The sequence below is a fragment of the Larkinella sp. genome, from assembly GCF_965227735.1.
Taxonomy (GTDB): domain Bacteria; phylum Bacteroidota; class Bacteroidia; order Cytophagales; family Spirosomataceae; genus Larkinella.
On record NZ_OZ245776.1, the window covers coordinates 479775 to 496023 of the forward strand.

Sequence of the window (16249 nt, forward strand, 5' to 3'; positions counted from 1 at the left end):
TAAAACAAGAGCTTGAGAGTGTGAAGGCAAGGTAAAAAAAACAAACGAATTCTCATATATAGGTAATATCAATATAAACCCTGACGGCTCTCATTCCGTCAGGGGGGCCGTGCGAATCGTGTCCCGAAACCGCTCGATCCGGCCGAGGTCGATCTGGTTCAGCCCCCATTTTGCCAGGACGTCGGGTTTGCCTTTCAGTTCGTTCACCAGCCGGGTGAGCGTCGTCTGAATAATCTCTATTTCTTTAGGAGTCGTTTCAATCGTTACTTTCATCGTTTCGTTGATTAGTCGATCAAAAATGGTCAAAAATTTTGTCAGTATACGCCGAATACCGCCCGGAATTTTCCTTTTTGGCAGATTAAGACCAAACGTTAGTTTACGGTATGGTTCCCACGATCGGCAGGTCAGTATGAAAACCAGCACCTTGTCTTTTGTAGACATCCCGCCGGAAAATGCGGGCAAAAAAGGCCCTGTTCCTGACTCCTAAAACCCGACCCCGTGAAAAAACGAACCTTTCTCAAACTGTCGTCGTCTCTCCTGGCGACACCCTCACTTTCAACCCTGGCAAACTGGATGGCGGATGAAAAACTTAGGAACTGGGCGGGCAATCTGCACTACAGCACCACCCGGCTCGATCAGGCTAAATCGCTGCAACAGGTGCAGAAACTGGTCAAAGGCTACGAAAAAATGAAGGTACTGGGCACGCGCCACTGCTTCAATGGCATTGCCGACAGCACCACCCAGTTTGTCTCGCTGGTAGAAATGAGCCAGGTGCTTTCGCTGGATGCCAAAGCCAAAACCGTCACCGTCGATGCCAATATCAAATACGGCGACCTGGCTACCTACCTGGATGCCAAAGGATTTGCCCTGCACAACCTGGCTTCGCTGCCGCATATCTCCATTGCCGGGGCCTGCGCAACGGCCACACACGGTTCGGGCGCGAAAAACGGCAATTTGTCGACGGCCGTGGCGGCAATGGAACTGGTTTTGGCCAATGGCGAAGTTCGAACGTTGTCGCGGGCGAAAGACGGCGAAGCGTTTCGGGCGGCCGTGGTGCATCTGGGCGGTTTGGGAGTCGTCACCAAAATCACCCTCGACATTCAGCCAACGTTCCAGATGCGGCAATATGTTTACGAGAATCTGCCGATGACGCAGTTAAAAGAGCATTTTGACGCCATTGAAGCGAGTGCCTACAGCGTGAGTCTGTTTACGGACTGGCAAAAAAACCGGGTGAATGAAGTCTGGCTGAAAGAACGCGTCGAAAAAGGAAAACCGGCAGCCGCCAAACCGGAGTTTTACGGAGCCAAACAGGCGACGAAAAACCTCCACCCCATCGCCGAACTGTCGGCCGTCAACTGCACCGCGCAGATGGGCGTGGCCGGTCCCTGGTACGAACGACTTCCCCACTTCCGGATGGGATTCACGCCCAGCAGCGGCAAAGAGCTGCAATCGGAATATTTTGTTCCCGCCCGCAATGCCGTCGAAGCCATTCTGGCAGTCGAGCGGCTGCGCGACCACATCAGCCCGCACCTGATGATTTCGGAAATCCGCACCATCGACGCGGATTCATTCTGGATGAGTCCGTGCTATAAACAGGCTTCCGTAGCCATTCACTTTACCTGGAAACAGGATTGGGCGTCGGTAAAAAAGGTGTTGCCGATGATCGAAAAAGAACTGGCGCCTTTCAAGGCGCGTCCTCACTGGGGAAAACTCTTCACCCTCGCTCCTGCTACCCTGCAATCCCGTTACGAAAAACTCCCCGAGTTCAAAAAACGAATGGCCGACTACGACCCGAAAGGCAAATTCCGCAATGCGTTTCTGGATATGAATTTGTTCGGGAAATAAGGTTACGGTTTACGGTATTCAGTTTACGGTTTACGGTGGCTGACGCATTCATAAATAACGAATATTAAATAGCGAATAACGAACACTGAATGCGTCAGTCAACCGTAAACTGAATACCGTAAACTGGTCAAGCTGCCGCCGGATCGTTCACGGTCCATTTCCGGGAAACCGCCAGGAGGCCGAGGAAGGTGATCAAACCGTTGAGAACCAGGCGCTCGAAGCCGAATTTATAACCATTGAACCACTCGACTGAATGGTTGTTGATGAACAATGTCAACAGCGGAGACGCGATGCAGATTAGCGGTACCAGGCCATCGCGGACGGGGCGGTTCGTGAATAATCCGAAGGCATACAACCCCAGCAAAGGGCCGTAGGTGTAGCCCGCCAGATCGAAAACCGCCGTTACCACATCCTGGCTGTTCAGGCGGTTGAAAATGATGATGACTACAAAAAACAGCACCGAAAAACCGATGTGAACCCAGTGTTTGATGCGCGCCCGCTCGGTTTCCGGACGACCTTCCACGTTCATGAAGTCGATGCAGAACGAAGTTGTCAGGGCGGTTAGCGCGGAGTCGGAACTGGCGTAGGTGGCGGCCGTGATGCCCAGCAGAAAGGTGATGCCGACCACCATCCCGAAATGGTTGAGAGCCAGCATCGGGTAGAGATCATCGGTTTTGGCCGGAATCGCAATGCCTTTGGTGGTGGCGTAGATATACAGCAAAGCGCCCAGCGACAGGAATAGAAACACGACGACGGAGAACGTTCCCGTAAACCAGTACATGTTTTTTTGCGCTTCGCCGATGTTCTTGCAGGTCAGGTTTTTCTGCATCAGGTCCTGATCCAGACCGGTCATGACAATGGCGATGAAAATACCGGAAATGAACTGCTTGAAGAAGTTTTTCGGGTCGTTGGCGTCCCAGAAAAAGATTTGGGAATAATCACTTTTCGTAATCGTCGACATCATCTCGCCAAAGCCCATCCCCAGATCGCTTGAAATCAGGATGATGGTCAGAATAACCGCCGTGACCAGAAACGTGGTCTGGAGTGTGTCCGTGACGATGATGGTTTTCACCCCCCCTTTGAAGGTATAGAGCCAGATCAGCAGGATGGTGATGGCTACCGACACTTCGAACGGAATCCCAAAGCTGTCGAAGATGGCAATCTGCAACACGCCAGCCGCGATGTACAACCGAATGGCCGACCCGACCGTCCGGGCCAGCAGAAAGAAACCCGCCCCGGTTTTGTACGACCAGAAACCAAACCGCTTTTCCAGGTACCCGTAAATCGAAATCAGGTTCATCCGGTAATACAAGGGCATCAACACCGTCGCAATGATGTAGTAACCGACGACGTTCCCCAGTATCACCTGGAAATACGAAAACGCCTTACTGCCAACCGCGCCCGGCACCGAAATGAACGTGACGCCCGAGAGCGACGTGCCAATCATGGCGAAGGCGACTAAATACCAGGGTGTCTGACGGTTAGCGGTGAAAAAAGTATTGGTATCGGCTCCTCGGGAAGTGTACCAGGAAACCGTGATCAACATGGCAAAGTAAGCAATCAGAATCGTTAACGCGATGTTGGGATTCATACCGTGTGGGGCAACTTTTTAAGTAAACAATGGGTTATAATTCTGGAGGTTTTGTTATTCCACGGATGAATAAAGCGTGGCAAAAGCGGCCAAATTTTCGTAAATTTGCTAAACAAACAAGAAAATTCGTGTAATGCAACCGTTCGAAGAAAATGACGTCGAGGTATTGGAAGAAGTTGTTGATACCGACCTGTATAATCTGGTGGTCTTCAATGACGATGTGAATACGTTCGATCACGTCATCGACACGCTGATCGATGTCTGCGATCACACGCCCGAACAGGCCGAGCAGTGTACCGTTATCATCCATCACAAAGGAAAGTGCCGGGTCAAAAATGGCTCGTGGGAAGAACTGGTCCCCAAACGAAACGAAATCTGCCGGAGAGGCATTTCCGCCGAAGTATTGAAATAATATTGAATTGCGAACGCTGATTTGCTTATCCTGACTTCGCTATTCGATATTCATTATTCATTATTCGTTATTCATTTAAAACGCACTCAACTTGGAGTTTCCTTCCAAATTAATAGAAGACGCGGTCAACGAGGTATCTAAATTGCCGGGAATTGGCAAAAAAACCGCCCTCCGGCTGGTTTTGCACTTGTTGAAGCGGGATGAAGAACAAACGAAAAGTCTGGCGGAAACCCTGATCGCCATGCGGTCGAAGGTGAAGCACTGCCGAAAGTGTCACAACCTCTCCGACCACGACCTGTGCGGTATTTGCGCCAGCCACAAACGCGACCGTTCGCTGATCTGCGTCGTGGAAGACACCCGCGACGTGCTCGCTATCGAAAACACGGCGCAATACAAAGGCATGTACCACGTGCTGGGCGGCATCATCTCGCCCGTCGAGGGCGTTGGTCCCAGCGACTTAAAAATCGAATCGCTGGTCGAGCGGCTCCGGAACCCCGACAGCGATGCGGTCAAGGAAATCATTCTGGCCCTCAGCCCAACGATGGAGGGCGACACCACGGCATTTTACCTGCAAAAGAAACTCAAAGGGTTTTCCGTAAAAATCTCGACCATTGCCCGCGGAGTCCCGATTGGCGGTGATCTCGAATACGCCGATGAAGTGACGCTGGGCCGGAGTATTCTGAGCCGGATTACCTACGAGTAAAAACGTCCACTTTGTTCTTTACCGGTTTTACGGTTTTCAGGTAGTCGTAAATCGCTCCCAGATCCTGCTCCGACATCCCGGCATACATCGACCACGGCATGACGGTATTGAATCCATTCCCCACGTCGGGTGCTTTGAACGTCGTTGGGTCGTAGGTTTTAAACCGGGCGATGAATGCAGCTTTTGTCCAGGTTCCGATACCGGTTTCCGAATCGGGGGTGATGTTGGCCGTGCGAAGAATGCCATTCGCCAGTTTGATTTCCGTGCCTCCCGCAAAAGCGGCTTTTTTCGTCATTCCGCCCATCCCCCGGCGTGTGTGGCAGTCGGCGCAACCGGCCATCGTAACCAGATACTTTCCGTATTCCGCCCCGGTTTTTTCAACGGGCATCGTCTGAAACCGGGCTTTGTGCGGCATCATTTTCATCGCCAGTTTGATCGGTGCAGCGGGTTTTGATTCGGGTACGGCATTTTCCACCGGCTCCAGCGTTCGCACATAAGCCAGAATCGACCGGGCATCGCTCTCATCCATTTTCCCGTAATTGGCGTAGGGCATCAACGGAAACAGCGGTTTTCCGTTTTTCGAAACGCCCGCCGTCATCGCCAGCAATAGCTCTGTATCGCTCCAGTTTTTCAGCGCAAAGGGTGTGATGTTTTTGGCGTAATACGTTCCCGGCAACCCGTAGTTTTTGCCGAATTCTGCCCCTGCGCCACCCAGCGTTCCCGACACAACCGGCCCTGTCAGCCGGGAATAATCCCGTTTGGAATGGCAATCCATACAAACCGCCACGTGGTTGGCGAGATAACGACCGCGCTCGATCTGGGCCGTTGCGGTAGGGAGCGTGACGGTCCGAATGCGACCGCTGGCCGGCGAGTAGGCCTTGGGATTCACGCAGCAACTGATGGCAACCGAAAAGGCCGCCAGAAGCAGGAACGAAAAACGATTCATTTCAGGAGTTGTTTACTGTGCCGCAATACTACGAAACTTCCCCTTTTTCATCCGCATCGGATTCTCACTCTTGAGCGAACGGAAACCGAATTCCGTGACGTTTGTTGCAAAAAAGTCGCTTTCTTTGCGAATCATGAAAACATTGCCGTTTCGGGCGTGTTTTCCAACAAACCGGGTATCTCACCTCAAACTATTTAGATATGAATCGCAGTGAGTTTTTAAAAGTAGCCTTTGGAAGCGTCCTCACCCTGAAAGCCCTCCAGTCGTCGGCCTTTGCCGGGTCGTTCCAGGCCGAAGGGCCCTTCAAACTGGCTCCGCTCCCCTTTGACTCGGGTGCGCTGGAACCGCACATCGACAAACAGACGATGGAAATCCACCACGGCAAACACCATAAAGCGTATGTCGATAACCTGAACAAAGCCGTAGCCGGTTCTGCGATGGCGTCAATGTCCATTGACGAACTGGTGAAAAAGATAGACAGCAGCACCCCCGCGGCCATTCGGAACAACGGGGGCGGCCACTGGAATCACACGTTTTTCTGGAACATTCTCGGTGCCAATGGCGGCAAACAGCCTTCCGGCAATCTGGCCGAAGCCATCACCAAAAAGTATGGTTCCTTCGATAAGTTCAAGGAAGAATGGGCCAAAGCGGCAACGGGCCGTTTTGGTTCCGGCTGGGCGTGGCTGATTGTCAACGGACAAAACATCGACATCGTTTCAACCCCCAACCAGGACAACCCGCTGATGGCGCTGGCCGAGAAGAAAGGTACGCCGATCCTGGGCCTCGACGTGTGGGAACATGCTTACTACCTGAAATACCAAAACCGCCGTCCCGATTACATTGCTGCGTTCTGGAACGTGGTCAACTGGGCGAAAGTCAATGAGTTGTATAATGCTGCCATGAAAGCCTGACAGGGCAAATCCATTATTTGAGCCTACCGGTTTGGGAATGTATACGGTATACATTGCCAAAAACCGGTAGGCTCAACTGCGTTTTTTACTACCTTTGCGCATTGACTAAACGGAGGGCATCAACAACATGAGCGACATTCTTTATGACCAGATTCCGTCGTTGGATCTGGCCGATTTCAAGTCCGGAGATCAAGAGCGGAAGGCGAAATTTGTCCGGGATTTGGGAGCGGCTTTTAACAACATCGGTTTTGTCTCCATCCGAAACCACGGTTTAACCGACGAATTGACGGACAATCTTTATAGCTCGGTGAAAGATTTTTTTTCGGCCGGCGAAGAAACCAAGAAGAAATACGAATTCCCGGAACTACACGGCCAGCGTGGGTATGTGGGCAAGAATAAAGAAACGGCGAAAGGTTTTAAAGTAGCCGATTTGAAGGAATTCTACCACGTCGGACAACCGGAACCGATCAACGGGATGCCGGAGAATGTATTTCCGGACGAATTCCCGGATTTCAAAGAAAATACCGTCGTTGCTTACCAGACCCTCGAACAGGCGGGTCGGACGCTGCTGCGGGCCATTGCCCTGTATCTCGAACTGCCGGAAGATTATTTTGAGGACAAAGTGGACCACGGCGACAGCATTCTGCGCGCCATTCACTATTTCCCGCTAAACCCCGATCTCGTTCAGGAAGGGGCCGTTCGGGCCGCTGCACATGGCGACATCAACCTCATTACGCTCCTGATGGGTGCCAGCGCCGAGGGGCTGGAAGTGTTGCGTCGCGACGGTAAATGGATTCCGATTACGGCTCTCCCTGATCAGGTGATTGTCAACGTCGGCGACATGCTCGACCGCCTGACAAACCACAAACTGAAATCGACCATCCATCGCGTGGTGAATCCGCCCCGCGAAAAAATGAACAGCCCCCGGTATTCGATTCCGTTTTTCATGCACCCCCGGGGCGATATGGACCTGACCTCACTGGAAAGCTGCATTTCGACCGAAAACCCCAAGATTTACGAAGATATGACCGCCGGTGCTTTCCTCGATGAGCGTTTACGCGAACTGGGTTTGAAGAAGAGTTAAATTCTGGTATCTTTCGTTCGAGTTACCCGCTTGTTTTTGTCGTACCGTGACCAGCCCCATGCCGGTAGTCTTCCGGTTCACGGTACGACAGAATAACGATCTTCGTGTATGGCCTCTTACCTTTCAACGCTCTCTCCTATCGCTCCGGTAAGGCGCATACGCTATATTATTTTCCTGAAAGACGTCCTGATTCTGGCCTGTACGACCTTTGGTGGCCCCCAGATTCACCTGGCGATGATGCTCGACCGGTTTGTGGTGAAACGGCGTTACCTGACCGAAGCCGAATTGATGGAGTTGAACGCCCTTTGTCAGATCCTGCCCGGCCCGACTTCCACGCAAACCGTTACGGCCCTGGGGTTCAAAATCGGCGGTCCCAACCTGGCGTATTTGACATTGATTGTCTGGGCGTTTCCGGGTGTGATGGTCATGACGCTGGTGGCCATTGGCATTTATTACGTTCAGCAAAACTCCATCTCGCTGAATTTCACCCGGTTTATTCAGCCTATGGCCGTCGGTTTTCTGATCGTGGCCGGTTACCGAATTGCCAAAAAGGTGATTCTCAACCAGATGGGAATGGTATTGGCCATCATCTCGGCCCTCACAGCCTATGCCTTTCCGTCGCCGTATATCACGCCCGTTGTTCTCGTAGCAGGCGGTTTTGCCACGGCTTTTGCCTACAAGAAACACGAGAAGATGGAAAAAGCGCCATTCAATATTCAATGGGCCAACTTTTTTCTCTGGATTGGTGTCCTGCTGGCTGCCGCTACGCTGGGGGCCATCACCAAATCGCTCCCCCTCCGCCTGTTCGAAAACTTTTACCGCAACGGTAGTCTGGTCTTCGGCGGGGGGCAGGTGTTGACACCCATGCTCTACAACGAGTTCGTCGAATTCAAGCACTACCTGAGTCGGCAGGAATTTCTGTCGGGTTTAGCCATCGTGCAGGTTACACCGGGGCCGGTTTTTTCGTTTGCGTCCTACATCGGGGTACTGTCCATGCGGGATGACGGGTTGAGCGGTCAACTGCTGGGCGGTTTTTCGGCCACCGCCGGTATTTTCCTGCCCGGCACCTTCCTGATATTCTTCGTGTACCGGTTTTGGAATCAACTGAAACGCTACCGCGCCGTTCGGGCTTCGCTGGAAGGAATCAATGCCGCCAGCACGGGGCTCACTGCATCGGCGGCCATTTCTCTGTTTCAACCCATGGCCGAAAACGGGCTGTCGGTCATTGTGGTTGTTGTCACGATTTTACTGCTGGAATACACCAAAATACCGCCCTACCTGCTGATTGTTACGGGACTTTTCGCCGGTTTTCTGGTTTAAACCACTTGCTCCCGACCTGCCTCCGGCCTGGTTTCTCAAAAGTAACAGGGACTGACTCATTTGTGACAGCCTTTTCGGGCGTTGAAGCCGACCTTTGATCTATCCAAAACGGATAACCAAACCAAAACTTCACACGCCATGAAAACGCTTATCAAATCCCTGCTCGTCGCCTTTACCCTGACGTTGATTACCGTCTCTGCTTCTCTGGCTGAAACTCATAAACCCATCGGCCGGCCCAAAAATGTAGCTTCTTTTAAAAGTAGTATTTATACCACCCGTGAAGGAAAAGTTCAAATTGCTTTAAACAAAGAAAGCGGTGGCTCTGTGATGGTTCGGCTCACCAATAAGGCCGGAGCCGAATTCTTCGTCCAGCAGTTTGGCAAACGTCACCAGGCTTCCCGGCTACGGCTGGACGTCAGTTCATTGCCCGACGGAATCTACCAGATCGCCATCACCAATGGCGTCGAAACCACCACCTACGGACTGACCCTGGGCAGCCAACAACAAACGGGTCCGGTTTCCCGCCTGGTGGCTTTCAACTAAATCGCATTGCCCCAACCTACAAATGACTGATTATATCCACCCGGAACGGCTGACTCTGCAAAGCGTTGGCCTTTTTTCATTTGTAAAAGTTTTCGATAACGCATGAGAGCTGCCGACCAGCAACCGGGCCGCTATTGCTCCAATGCTAGATAACGGCTTCCCTCGCAAACTTCGCCCGGTACTCCAGCGCTTTCATTTCCAATAATCGTACTGCATATACCGGGCCGTCTCGTCGGCGACGGTTTTGCCCAATAGCCTTCCGACGACGTACAGCGACATGTCGATGCCGGCTGAAATCCCTGCCGAAGTAATGATTTTTCCGTTATCGACAAACCGCTCAGAAAGGCGTAGTTCGGTATTCGGGGCGGCTTTTTGCATGCCATCGACCGCCAGGAAATGCGTTGTAGCGGCCAGACCGTCCAGCAAACCGGCTTTGCCGAGGATAAACGATCCGGTACAAACCGACAGGACCAGTTCGGCGGTTGCGGCCGTCCGGCGAACCCAGTTGAGCACCGCCGAATTGTCCATTTCCCGCCGGGAGCCGTAGGGCGTTCCGTCCGCGTGCTGACCACCTCCGCCCGGTACAATGATGATATCGGCCTTTGGATGATCATTGAGCAGATAGGTTGGGTTCAGACTGAGACCATTGCGGGCATAAACCGGTCCGCGTTCAGCCACCGTAACAACCCGGAAAGGTTTGGGGTCGTGGTGCCGACCGGCCACACCAAAAACTTCGAAGGGTCCGGCAAAATCGAGCACTTCGATTTCATTGAAGAGAAAAATGGCAACCGTGCGCATGAGCAGAAAAAGCGTTCAGGTAAAATTAGAGTTCCTGCGGGATGGTTCCAAATTTCCGAAAGCAATACATTCCTGTATTCCCCGGCTGATCCCTGTCATCTGGCTGTCCGCCACGTTACTAATCCAATGCAACAAAACCCTGCAAGCAATAAACCAGTTATTTACAAAAGAATGTAATAACCCCGTCTATTGAGTACATTACGGGGACTGGCTTCTGAAACATAAAAACTGGAAATGATGAACGAGAAAAATGGACGGAAAGCAGCCCGAATTTTATTAGGGGGTAGTTTGCTATTTGCCGGTATCAGTCACCTGACTTTTGCCCGGAAAGAATTCAAGGCGCAGGTTCCGGATTGGGTGCCTCTAAAAAAAGACGATACGGTTCTGTATTCCGGTTTGGCCGAAATCGCATTGGGCAGCAGTCTGGTATTTACGGGACAAAAGCACGAACAAAGTATCGGAAAAGCTGCAGCCTCATTTTTTACGGCTATTTTTCCCGGTAACATCTCCCAATACGCCAATAAACGCAGTGCTTTTGGCCTGAATACGGATAAAAAGCGGTTTTTACGGTTATTTTTCCAGCCTGTACTGGTTTATTGGGCTTTAAAAAGCACGAATAACCTTTAATTTCGAATGATAAATGTAAAATGAGGAATGTTGAATGTAAAAGTGCAAGGTCTAACGATACTTTTACATTGAAAATTCTCCATTTTACATTTGAAATTCCCTTAATAGCCCGCCCTTACGATGAAGACCAAAATACTCCTGGTGGATGATGAAGCCGATCTGGAAACCCTTTTTCGGCAACGTTTTCGCCAGGCTATTCAAAATGGAACCTACGAGTTTGTGTTTGCCCGGGACGGCCGACAGGCCCTCCTGATTCTGGAACAGCAACCGGACATCGACCTGATCCTGACCGATCTCAACATGCCCGGCATGGACGGCCTAACACTGTTGAACCGTCTTCAGGAAATGAATTCTCTGGTGCCCGCAGTAGTCCTCACAGCCTACGGCGACATGACCAAAATCCGAACTGCCATGAACCGGGGTGCCTTCGACTTTCTAACAAAACCCATTGATTTCGAGGACCTTACAATCACCATCGAAAAGAGTAGCCGGTACATTCATCAGTTGCGCGAAACCCATGAATCGAAGGCTGTCGACGCCATGAAAACGCGGTTTTTCACCAACATTACCCACGAATTGCGTACCCCGCTTTCGTTGATCATTTCTCCGGTCGATAAACTGCTGGAAACCGGCGATTTGCCGGAACACCTTCACCCGCCCCTGGTCACCGTCCGCCGGAACGCCCGGCAAATCCTGCGGCTCATCAACCAGTTGATGACACTCAACCAGCTCGAAGCCCGGCAAATGGAACTGGTCGAGCAGGTGGGCGATTTGCCCGGTTTTGTGAGCCAACTGGTGGATTTGTTTCGCCCCTCGACGGACGTCAAGAACCTTACTCTGGCCTATGAAACGGATTTACCCGCTGGTAATTACCGCTTCGATGCAGGCAAGTGGGAGACGATTCTGTTCAATTTGCTGACCAACGCCATCCGGTTTACGTCCGTCGGTGGCATCACGGTTTCACTCCACCAGACACCTACCGGGGGGCGTCTGGCCGTACGCGATACCGGCATCGGCATAACCGCCCATAAATTGCCGCACGTCTTCGATCGCTACTATCAGGGTGATAATCAGCGTATTCGGGCCAACGACACCACCGGAGTCAGTTTGGCACTGGTGCGCGAACTCACCCTGCGGCTGGGCGGCACCATTGAGGTCGAGAGCCAGATTGAAGGGGGCGTTGAACCGTCGGGAACGGTTTTCGTGCTGGAATTGCCCATTCACCGTACGAATGGCGAGGAAGGAATCCCGCCGGTGGAAGCTCCTTCGGTAGCGATCGATCTGCCCGCCCGTGCCGGGGATTCGCCCGGTAAAAATCAGACCGGCATTGCGGATCTACCTCCTCTCGTGTTGGTGGTTGAAGACAACGCCGAACTGCGGGAATTTATGGTGGCCGAACTGGCCACGACCTACCGGGTTCGGTCGGCAGCCAATGGCTACGAAGGCTGGATTCTGGCGAAAGAAGAACTTCCCGCTATCATTATCACGGATTTGATGATGCCGCGCCTGGACGGACACGGCCTGATTGAGAAATTAAAGGCCGATCCGGCCACCGACCACATTGCCATTGTCTTGCTCTCGTCGAGTGCCGACGAAACGCATCGTCTTCGGGGGCTGACGCTGGGGGCCAATGATTACCTGACCAAGCCTTTTCACCTGGGCGAACTGCGGCTGCGGCTGCGTAATTTGCTCATTCACCAGCAACGGTTGCAGGAATATTACCGCCAGCAACTCGCCCAACCCGACAGCGCCACCCCGCTCCTGAGCGTTGGGGACGAGTTTTTGCGCCGTTTGTACACCCTCATCGAGCAGCACCTGGATGATTCGACGCTGAGTGTTGAATGGCTGGCCGACGAACTGGCGATGAGTCGAAAAGCCCTGTACTTGAAGGTACACAACCTGACCCATCTGTCGCCGGTGGAGCTGATCCGGCAATACCGCCTTCGCAAAGCCATTGATTTGCTTCGCCTGGGACACAGTGCGGCCGAAACCGCTTATCTGGTGGGTTTTGAAACACCCTCTTATTTTACCAAAGTCTTTCGGGAGTTTTACCACCAAACCCCAACTTCGTACCGTAAAGGCTGACGGTTTTCGACGCAGTTAAATATACTGAAACTTTAGTTATTGATACCCACGCGCCTGTAAGTGAAACAGTTCAGCATACCGACCCGCTTTCGCCAATAACTCCGTATGGCTGCCGATTTCCAGTAACTGCCCACTTTCCAGCACCAGAATCCGGTCGGCCATTCGGACGGTCGAAAAACGGTGGGAGATGATCACCGCCGTCTTGCCTTCCGTCAGGCGGGCAAACCGCTGGAAGACTTCGTATTCGGCGCGAGCGTCCAGTGCCGCCGTGGGTTCATCCAGAATCAGGACTTCCGCATCCCGCATGTAGGCCCGACCCAGCGCGACTTTCTGCCACTCGCCCCCCGACAGCTCCACGCCTTTTCCGAAACTGCGGCCCAGTTGTTGTTCGTAACCGCCCGGTAATTTGGCAATGACGGTATCGGCCAGGCTGCGTTGTGCGGAGTTTTCGATCCGGGGCTGGTTGGTTCGTTCGTCGATGTCGCCCACAGCAATGTTGACACCTGCCGACATTTTGAAGCGGACATAATCCTGAAAAATCACGCTGATGTTCCGGCGCAGGTCGAGCAGATCATAGTCACGCAGGTCGTGCCCGTCGAGCAAAATCCGCCCTTCTGCCGGATCGTAAAGCCGCGCCAGGAGTTTCACCAGCGTCGTTTTTCCGGCTCCATTTTCGCCAACCAGCGCCAGTTTTTCGCCGGGTGTCAACGTAAAACTCAGGTTACGAAGCGCCCAGCGATCCGAGTTGGTGTACTTAAAACCGACGTTTTCAAACACAAACCCTTTCTGGATTTTCGACGGAAAAGCCAGCGGTTTTTCCGTCGAATGAATGAGCGGTTTGATCTCAAAGAAATCAAAGAGATCCTGCAAATACACGGCCTCCTGGGTTAAACTACTGAATTGCAATAAAATACCTTCCATCGATCCACGAAGTTGCCGGAACGAACCCGCCAGAAATGTCAGGTCACCAATGGAAATACCACCATTTACTGCCCGCGCCACAATCCAAATGTAAGCACTGTAATACCCCACGGTTCCGATGATGGTCAGACCCGTTCCCCAGCCCGCCCGCCGAATGGACAAATCCCGGTTTTTCAGGTAATATTGCCCCGACAGGCTCCGAAACCGGTCGATCAGGAAGTTCGACAGGCCAAAGATTTTGACCTCTTTCGCCGTTTCATCGCTGGCTCCCACAAAACGCAGATAGTCGAGTTCGCGCCGTTCGGGCGTCCAGCTTCGTGACAGCGAGTAGCTTTTCTGGTTAAAATAATTGTCGCCAATGAAAGCCGGAATAACCGCCAGGAGTAGCAAAAGCAACAGCCACGGATTATAAACCGCCAGGCCTGCCGCCAGAAAACCCACCGAAATCAGTTCCTGCACCTGCCCAAACACGCCGGAAAGCAGGAAAGAACGGCCCGTGGTTTGTCGCCGGGCGCGTTCGAGTTTATCGTAAAACGTAGCATCTTCAAACTGTTCCAGATCGAGCGTAGCCGCGTGTTCCATAAGCCGGACGGATGTTCGATTGGTGACCAGATCACCCAGCAAACCGTCGAGCAGACTGGTCAGCCGCCCCAATGCCGTCGAAAGAATGGCCAGGCCAAACTCCGCTCCAACCAGCATCCAGAGCCATTCAGCATCGCCACCGGTTTGGCCCGACAACCGGATCACTTCGTCAATGATGAGTTTTCCAATGTATAACGTCAGGGCGGGCATGGCCGCCCGAACCAGCCGCACGGCCGCATTGCCCAAAAACAGGGCGGGTGACGCCTGCCAGATCATGCGAAAAAAGGCCGGCAAATTACGGAGTGCCGCAAAACGGTCTTTCCAGGAAAGTTCAGCCTGACCTTTTTCGCCGGTGACGCGGCCGGGAAAGTCCGGGGTGGGAGTTTTTGCCATAGTAAACATACATTACCCGAACCAAATTGGTTCTTCGTACAGCCGGAGTTAGTACCTTACGGTTTTTCCGGCCGTCTGGCAGTCCGGATTACCAAAAATCATATCAAAATACCCCAGCTAACCATGAACAAAAAAGGATTTGTGGCCGTATTTGAACACTTCGCTACCGCGGTTACGAAGGCCACGGGCAGTTCAACCGCCTTTCTACTCGCCTTGTTAAGCATTATTGTCTGGCTCATTACCGGGCCGCTTTTTGACTATTCCGATACCTGGCAACTGGTGATCAATACCAGTACCACGATCATCACTTTTTTGATGGTTTTTTTGATCCAGAAGTCGCAGAACAAGGATTCAATGGCTATTCAACTCAAACTGAATGAACTGATTGCTTCACACCACAAAGCCAGCAACCGGCTGCTCAACATTGAGGATTTGTCGGAAGATGAACTGGTTACCCTGCATCGTTTTTACGGAGTTCTGGTTGAAAAAGCGAAAAAGGAGAATACCGTAACCGAGTCGCATTCGGTGGAGGAAGCGGAAGAATTGCATCAGGAAAAAATGCAAAACCAGGGAAAGGACAAAACCAGAAAGAAAAACGCGTAGACTTACACTAGCGTATAATTTCGGTATTCGCCTATTCGCCAGCCGGTCAGGTTTTCGACGGCTTTCAGGAAGCGGTTTTTTAATGAGAGTTTCTTCTGCCGGATGTCGAAGTCGAACTGCCAGTTCATTCGCTCGATCCGGGCCTGCATGACTGCCGGGTGCGTGCCTTCAAACAAGGCCAGGGAGTCTACCCCCCGGTAGTCAAATCCTGCTAGCTCTTTGCGGGTCTGGGCCATGTGCTCGTCGTTGTGCCAGTATCGCCCGAAGTTGCTGAGTTTGTCAGCTTGCCGGTCGGGCGGTTTTACCCAGCCGTAGTGATACACCGTAGCATCAACAGGCTTTACGTTGAGCTTCCGGTTGTCGCGGGTCCGAAAACCCTGCGCATCCCGGTAAGCCACCACGTTACCGTTGTTGCGAATAATGCGAACCTCCCGGCGATACCAACGGCGCGAATCCCCCACATACCGATAAGAACCGTAGAAGTGCTGGTAGTTAAGCAACAACCCTTCCACCTGTGCATCTTCTTTGTACGTTTTCATCGCATCCCGGATAGCTGGCAGGTATTTTTCGTGTACTACTTCGTCACCCTGGATGTAAAACGCCCAGTCAGCATCCGGGGCAATTGCGGCCAGTGCCTTGTCGGTTTCGACCGCCAGCACGCGTCCTCCTTCGCGCAGTGAATCGTCCCACACGGTTTCAATGATCCGAATTTTATCGGATTGAATCGACTGTATCAGGCTTAGCGTTTGATCTTCGGAGCGACCGACGGCAACCACAAACTCGTCGCATAGCGGGAGAATGGACTGGATGGCTTCCACAATCGGGTAATCGTATTGCAGGGCATTGCGGATGAAACTAAAACCGGAAACCTTCATTGCCATCCGC

16 protein-coding genes are annotated in these 16249 nt (G+C 52.3%); 10 read left to right on the forward strand and 6 right to left on the reverse strand.

Annotated elements, in window-relative coordinates:
• Positions 1 to 90 precede the first annotated feature (90 nt).
• A complete protein-coding gene (locus tag ACO064_RS02015) occupies positions 91 to 273 on the reverse strand; it encodes a hypothetical protein (RefSeq protein WP_421825753.1) in 183 nt (60 codons plus the stop codon).
• Between the two features lie 225 nt (positions 274 to 498).
• On the opposite strand from ACO064_RS02015, the gene ACO064_RS02020 reads away from it, so the two are divergent.
• Positions 499 to 1845, forward strand: coding sequence for a D-arabinono-1,4-lactone oxidase (locus tag ACO064_RS02020; RefSeq protein ID WP_421825754.1), 1347 nt, complete (start codon positions 499 to 501; stop codon positions 1843 to 1845).
• A gap of 127 nt (positions 1846 to 1972) precedes the next feature.
• Here the strand turns inward: ACO064_RS02020 and ACO064_RS02025 are convergent, their stop codons facing one another.
• Positions 1973 to 3436 carry a sodium:solute symporter gene (locus ACO064_RS02025; protein ID WP_421825755.1) on the reverse strand — a complete coding sequence of 488 codons (1464 nt, stop codon included), beginning with the start codon at positions 3434 to 3436 and terminating at the stop codon, positions 1973 to 1975.
• Between the two features lie 133 nt (positions 3437 to 3569).
• Between ACO064_RS02025 and ACO064_RS02030 the strand changes: the two genes are divergently transcribed.
• Entirely contained in the window at positions 3570 to 3848 is a 279-nt protein-coding gene (locus ACO064_RS02030) for an ATP-dependent Clp protease adaptor ClpS (RefSeq protein WP_114409755.1), read from the forward strand.
• A 91-nt stretch (positions 3849 to 3939) separates the two neighbouring features.
• Positions 3940 to 4551, forward strand: a complete 612-nt coding sequence (recR, locus tag ACO064_RS02035) for a recombination mediator RecR (protein ID WP_114409753.1) — start codon at positions 3940 to 3942, stop codon at positions 4549 to 4551.
• On the opposite strand, the gene ACO064_RS02040 is transcribed toward recR, so the two are convergent.
• Positions 4538 to 5497 carry a c-type cytochrome gene (locus ACO064_RS02040; RefSeq protein ID WP_421825756.1) on the reverse strand — a complete coding sequence of 320 codons (960 nt, stop codon included), beginning with the start codon at positions 5495 to 5497 and terminating at the stop codon, positions 4538 to 4540. The two genes, recR and ACO064_RS02040, sit on opposite strands and share 14 nt — an antisense overlap.
• Positions 5498 to 5697: 200 nt before the next feature.
• Here ACO064_RS02040 and ACO064_RS02045 point away from each other — a divergent pair, with 200 nt between their 5' ends.
• From ACO064_RS02045 to ACO064_RS02060, 4 genes are all read left to right on the forward strand, one after another.
• The gene (locus ACO064_RS02045; RefSeq protein WP_421825757.1) at positions 5698 to 6408 is read left to right on the forward strand and encodes a superoxide dismutase; all 711 of its coding nucleotides are present in this window, start codon (positions 5698 to 5700) and stop codon (positions 6406 to 6408) included.
• Positions 6409 to 6535: 127 nt separating this feature from the next.
• Positions 6536 to 7492, forward strand: a complete 957-nt coding sequence (locus ACO064_RS02050) for an isopenicillin N synthase family dioxygenase (protein WP_421825758.1) — start codon at positions 6536 to 6538, stop codon at positions 7490 to 7492.
• 108 nt (positions 7493 to 7600) lie between these two features.
• On the forward strand, positions 7601 to 8812 hold the full coding sequence (gene chrA, locus ACO064_RS02055; RefSeq protein WP_421825759.1) for a chromate efflux transporter: 1212 nt from the start codon (positions 7601 to 7603) through the stop codon (positions 8810 to 8812).
• Positions 8813 to 8950: 138 nt separating this feature from the next.
• Positions 8951 to 9355, forward strand: a complete 405-nt coding sequence (locus ACO064_RS02060) for a hypothetical protein (RefSeq protein ID WP_421825760.1) — start codon at positions 8951 to 8953, stop codon at positions 9353 to 9355.
• Positions 9356 to 9547: 192 nt separating this feature from the next.
• On the opposite strand, the gene ACO064_RS02065 is transcribed toward ACO064_RS02060, so the two are convergent.
• Positions 9548 to 10153, reverse strand: a complete 606-nt coding sequence (locus ACO064_RS02065) for a DJ-1/PfpI family protein (protein ID WP_421825761.1) — start codon at positions 10151 to 10153, stop codon at positions 9548 to 9550.
• 237 nt (positions 10154 to 10390) lie between these two features.
• Here ACO064_RS02065 and ACO064_RS02070 point away from each other — a divergent pair, with 237 nt between their 5' ends.
• Positions 10391 to 10780, forward strand: a complete 390-nt coding sequence (locus ACO064_RS02070; protein ID WP_421830977.1) for a hypothetical protein — start codon at positions 10391 to 10393, stop codon at positions 10778 to 10780.
• A 120-nt stretch (positions 10781 to 10900) separates the two neighbouring features.
• Positions 10901 to 12865, forward strand: a complete 1965-nt coding sequence (locus tag ACO064_RS02075) for a response regulator (protein ID WP_421825762.1) — start codon at positions 10901 to 10903, stop codon at positions 12863 to 12865.
• A gap of 36 nt (positions 12866 to 12901) precedes the next feature.
• Here the strand turns inward: ACO064_RS02075 and ACO064_RS02080 are convergent, their stop codons facing one another.
• Positions 12902 to 14761, reverse strand: a complete 1860-nt coding sequence (locus tag ACO064_RS02080) for an ABC transporter ATP-binding protein (protein ID WP_421825763.1) — start codon at positions 14759 to 14761, stop codon at positions 12902 to 12904.
• Between the two features lie 123 nt (positions 14762 to 14884).
• Here ACO064_RS02080 and ACO064_RS02085 point away from each other — a divergent pair, with 123 nt between their 5' ends.
• Positions 14885 to 15364 (forward strand): low affinity iron permease family protein, encoded by a 480-nt coding sequence (locus tag ACO064_RS02085; RefSeq protein ID WP_421825764.1) that lies wholly within the window; start codon positions 14885 to 14887, stop codon positions 15362 to 15364.
• Between the two features lie 2 nt (positions 15365 to 15366).
• On the opposite strand, the gene ACO064_RS02090 is transcribed toward ACO064_RS02085, so the two are convergent.
• Entirely contained in the window at positions 15367 to 16239 is an 873-nt protein-coding gene (locus ACO064_RS02090; RefSeq protein ID WP_421830978.1) for a glycosyltransferase family 2 protein, read from the reverse strand.
• Between the last annotated feature and the right edge of the window lie 10 nt (positions 16240 to 16249).

What these genes read in the sequence shown, in the direction of transcription:
- ACO064_RS02065 (WP_421825761.1), bottom strand. Translation starts at nt 10,153, where the DNA reads ATGCGCACGGTTGCCATTTTTCTCTTCAATGAAATCGAAGTGCTCGAT.
- ACO064_RS02025 (WP_421825755.1), bottom strand. Translation starts at nt 3,436, where the DNA reads ATGAATCCCAACATCGCGTTAACGATTCTGATTGCTTACTTTGCCATG.
- ACO064_RS02050 (WP_421825758.1), top strand. Translation starts at nt 6,536, where the DNA reads ATGAGCGACATTCTTTATGACCAGATTCCGTCGTTGGATCTGGCCGAT.
- ACO064_RS02090 (WP_421830978.1), bottom strand. Translation starts at nt 16,239, where the DNA reads ATGAAGGTTTCCGGTTTTAGTTTCATCCGCAATGCCCTGCAATACGAT.
- ACO064_RS02085 (WP_421825764.1), top strand. Translation starts at nt 14,885, where the DNA reads ATGAACAAAAAAGGATTTGTGGCCGTATTTGAACACTTCGCTACCGCG.
- ACO064_RS02080 (WP_421825763.1), bottom strand. Translation starts at nt 14,761, where the DNA reads ATGGCAAAAACTCCCACCCCGGACTTTCCCGGCCGCGTCACCGGCGAA.
- ACO064_RS02060 (WP_421825760.1), top strand. Translation starts at nt 8,951, where the DNA reads ATGAAAACGCTTATCAAATCCCTGCTCGTCGCCTTTACCCTGACGTTG.
- ACO064_RS02045 (WP_421825757.1), top strand. Translation starts at nt 5,698, where the DNA reads ATGAATCGCAGTGAGTTTTTAAAAGTAGCCTTTGGAAGCGTCCTCACC.
- ACO064_RS02030 (WP_114409755.1), top strand. Translation starts at nt 3,570, where the DNA reads ATGCAACCGTTCGAAGAAAATGACGTCGAGGTATTGGAAGAAGTTGTT.
- ACO064_RS02075 (WP_421825762.1), top strand. Translation starts at nt 10,901, where the DNA reads ATGAAGACCAAAATACTCCTGGTGGATGATGAAGCCGATCTGGAAACC.
- ACO064_RS02070 (WP_421830977.1), top strand. Translation starts at nt 10,391, where the DNA reads ATGAACGAGAAAAATGGACGGAAAGCAGCCCGAATTTTATTAGGGGGT.
- ACO064_RS02015 (WP_421825753.1), bottom strand. Translation starts at nt 273, where the DNA reads ATGAAAGTAACGATTGAAACGACTCCTAAAGAAATAGAGATTATTCAG.
- chrA (WP_421825759.1), top strand. Translation starts at nt 7,601, where the DNA reads ATGGCCTCTTACCTTTCAACGCTCTCTCCTATCGCTCCGGTAAGGCGC.
- ACO064_RS02040 (WP_421825756.1), bottom strand. Translation starts at nt 5,497, where the DNA reads ATGAATCGTTTTTCGTTCCTGCTTCTGGCGGCCTTTTCGGTTGCCATC.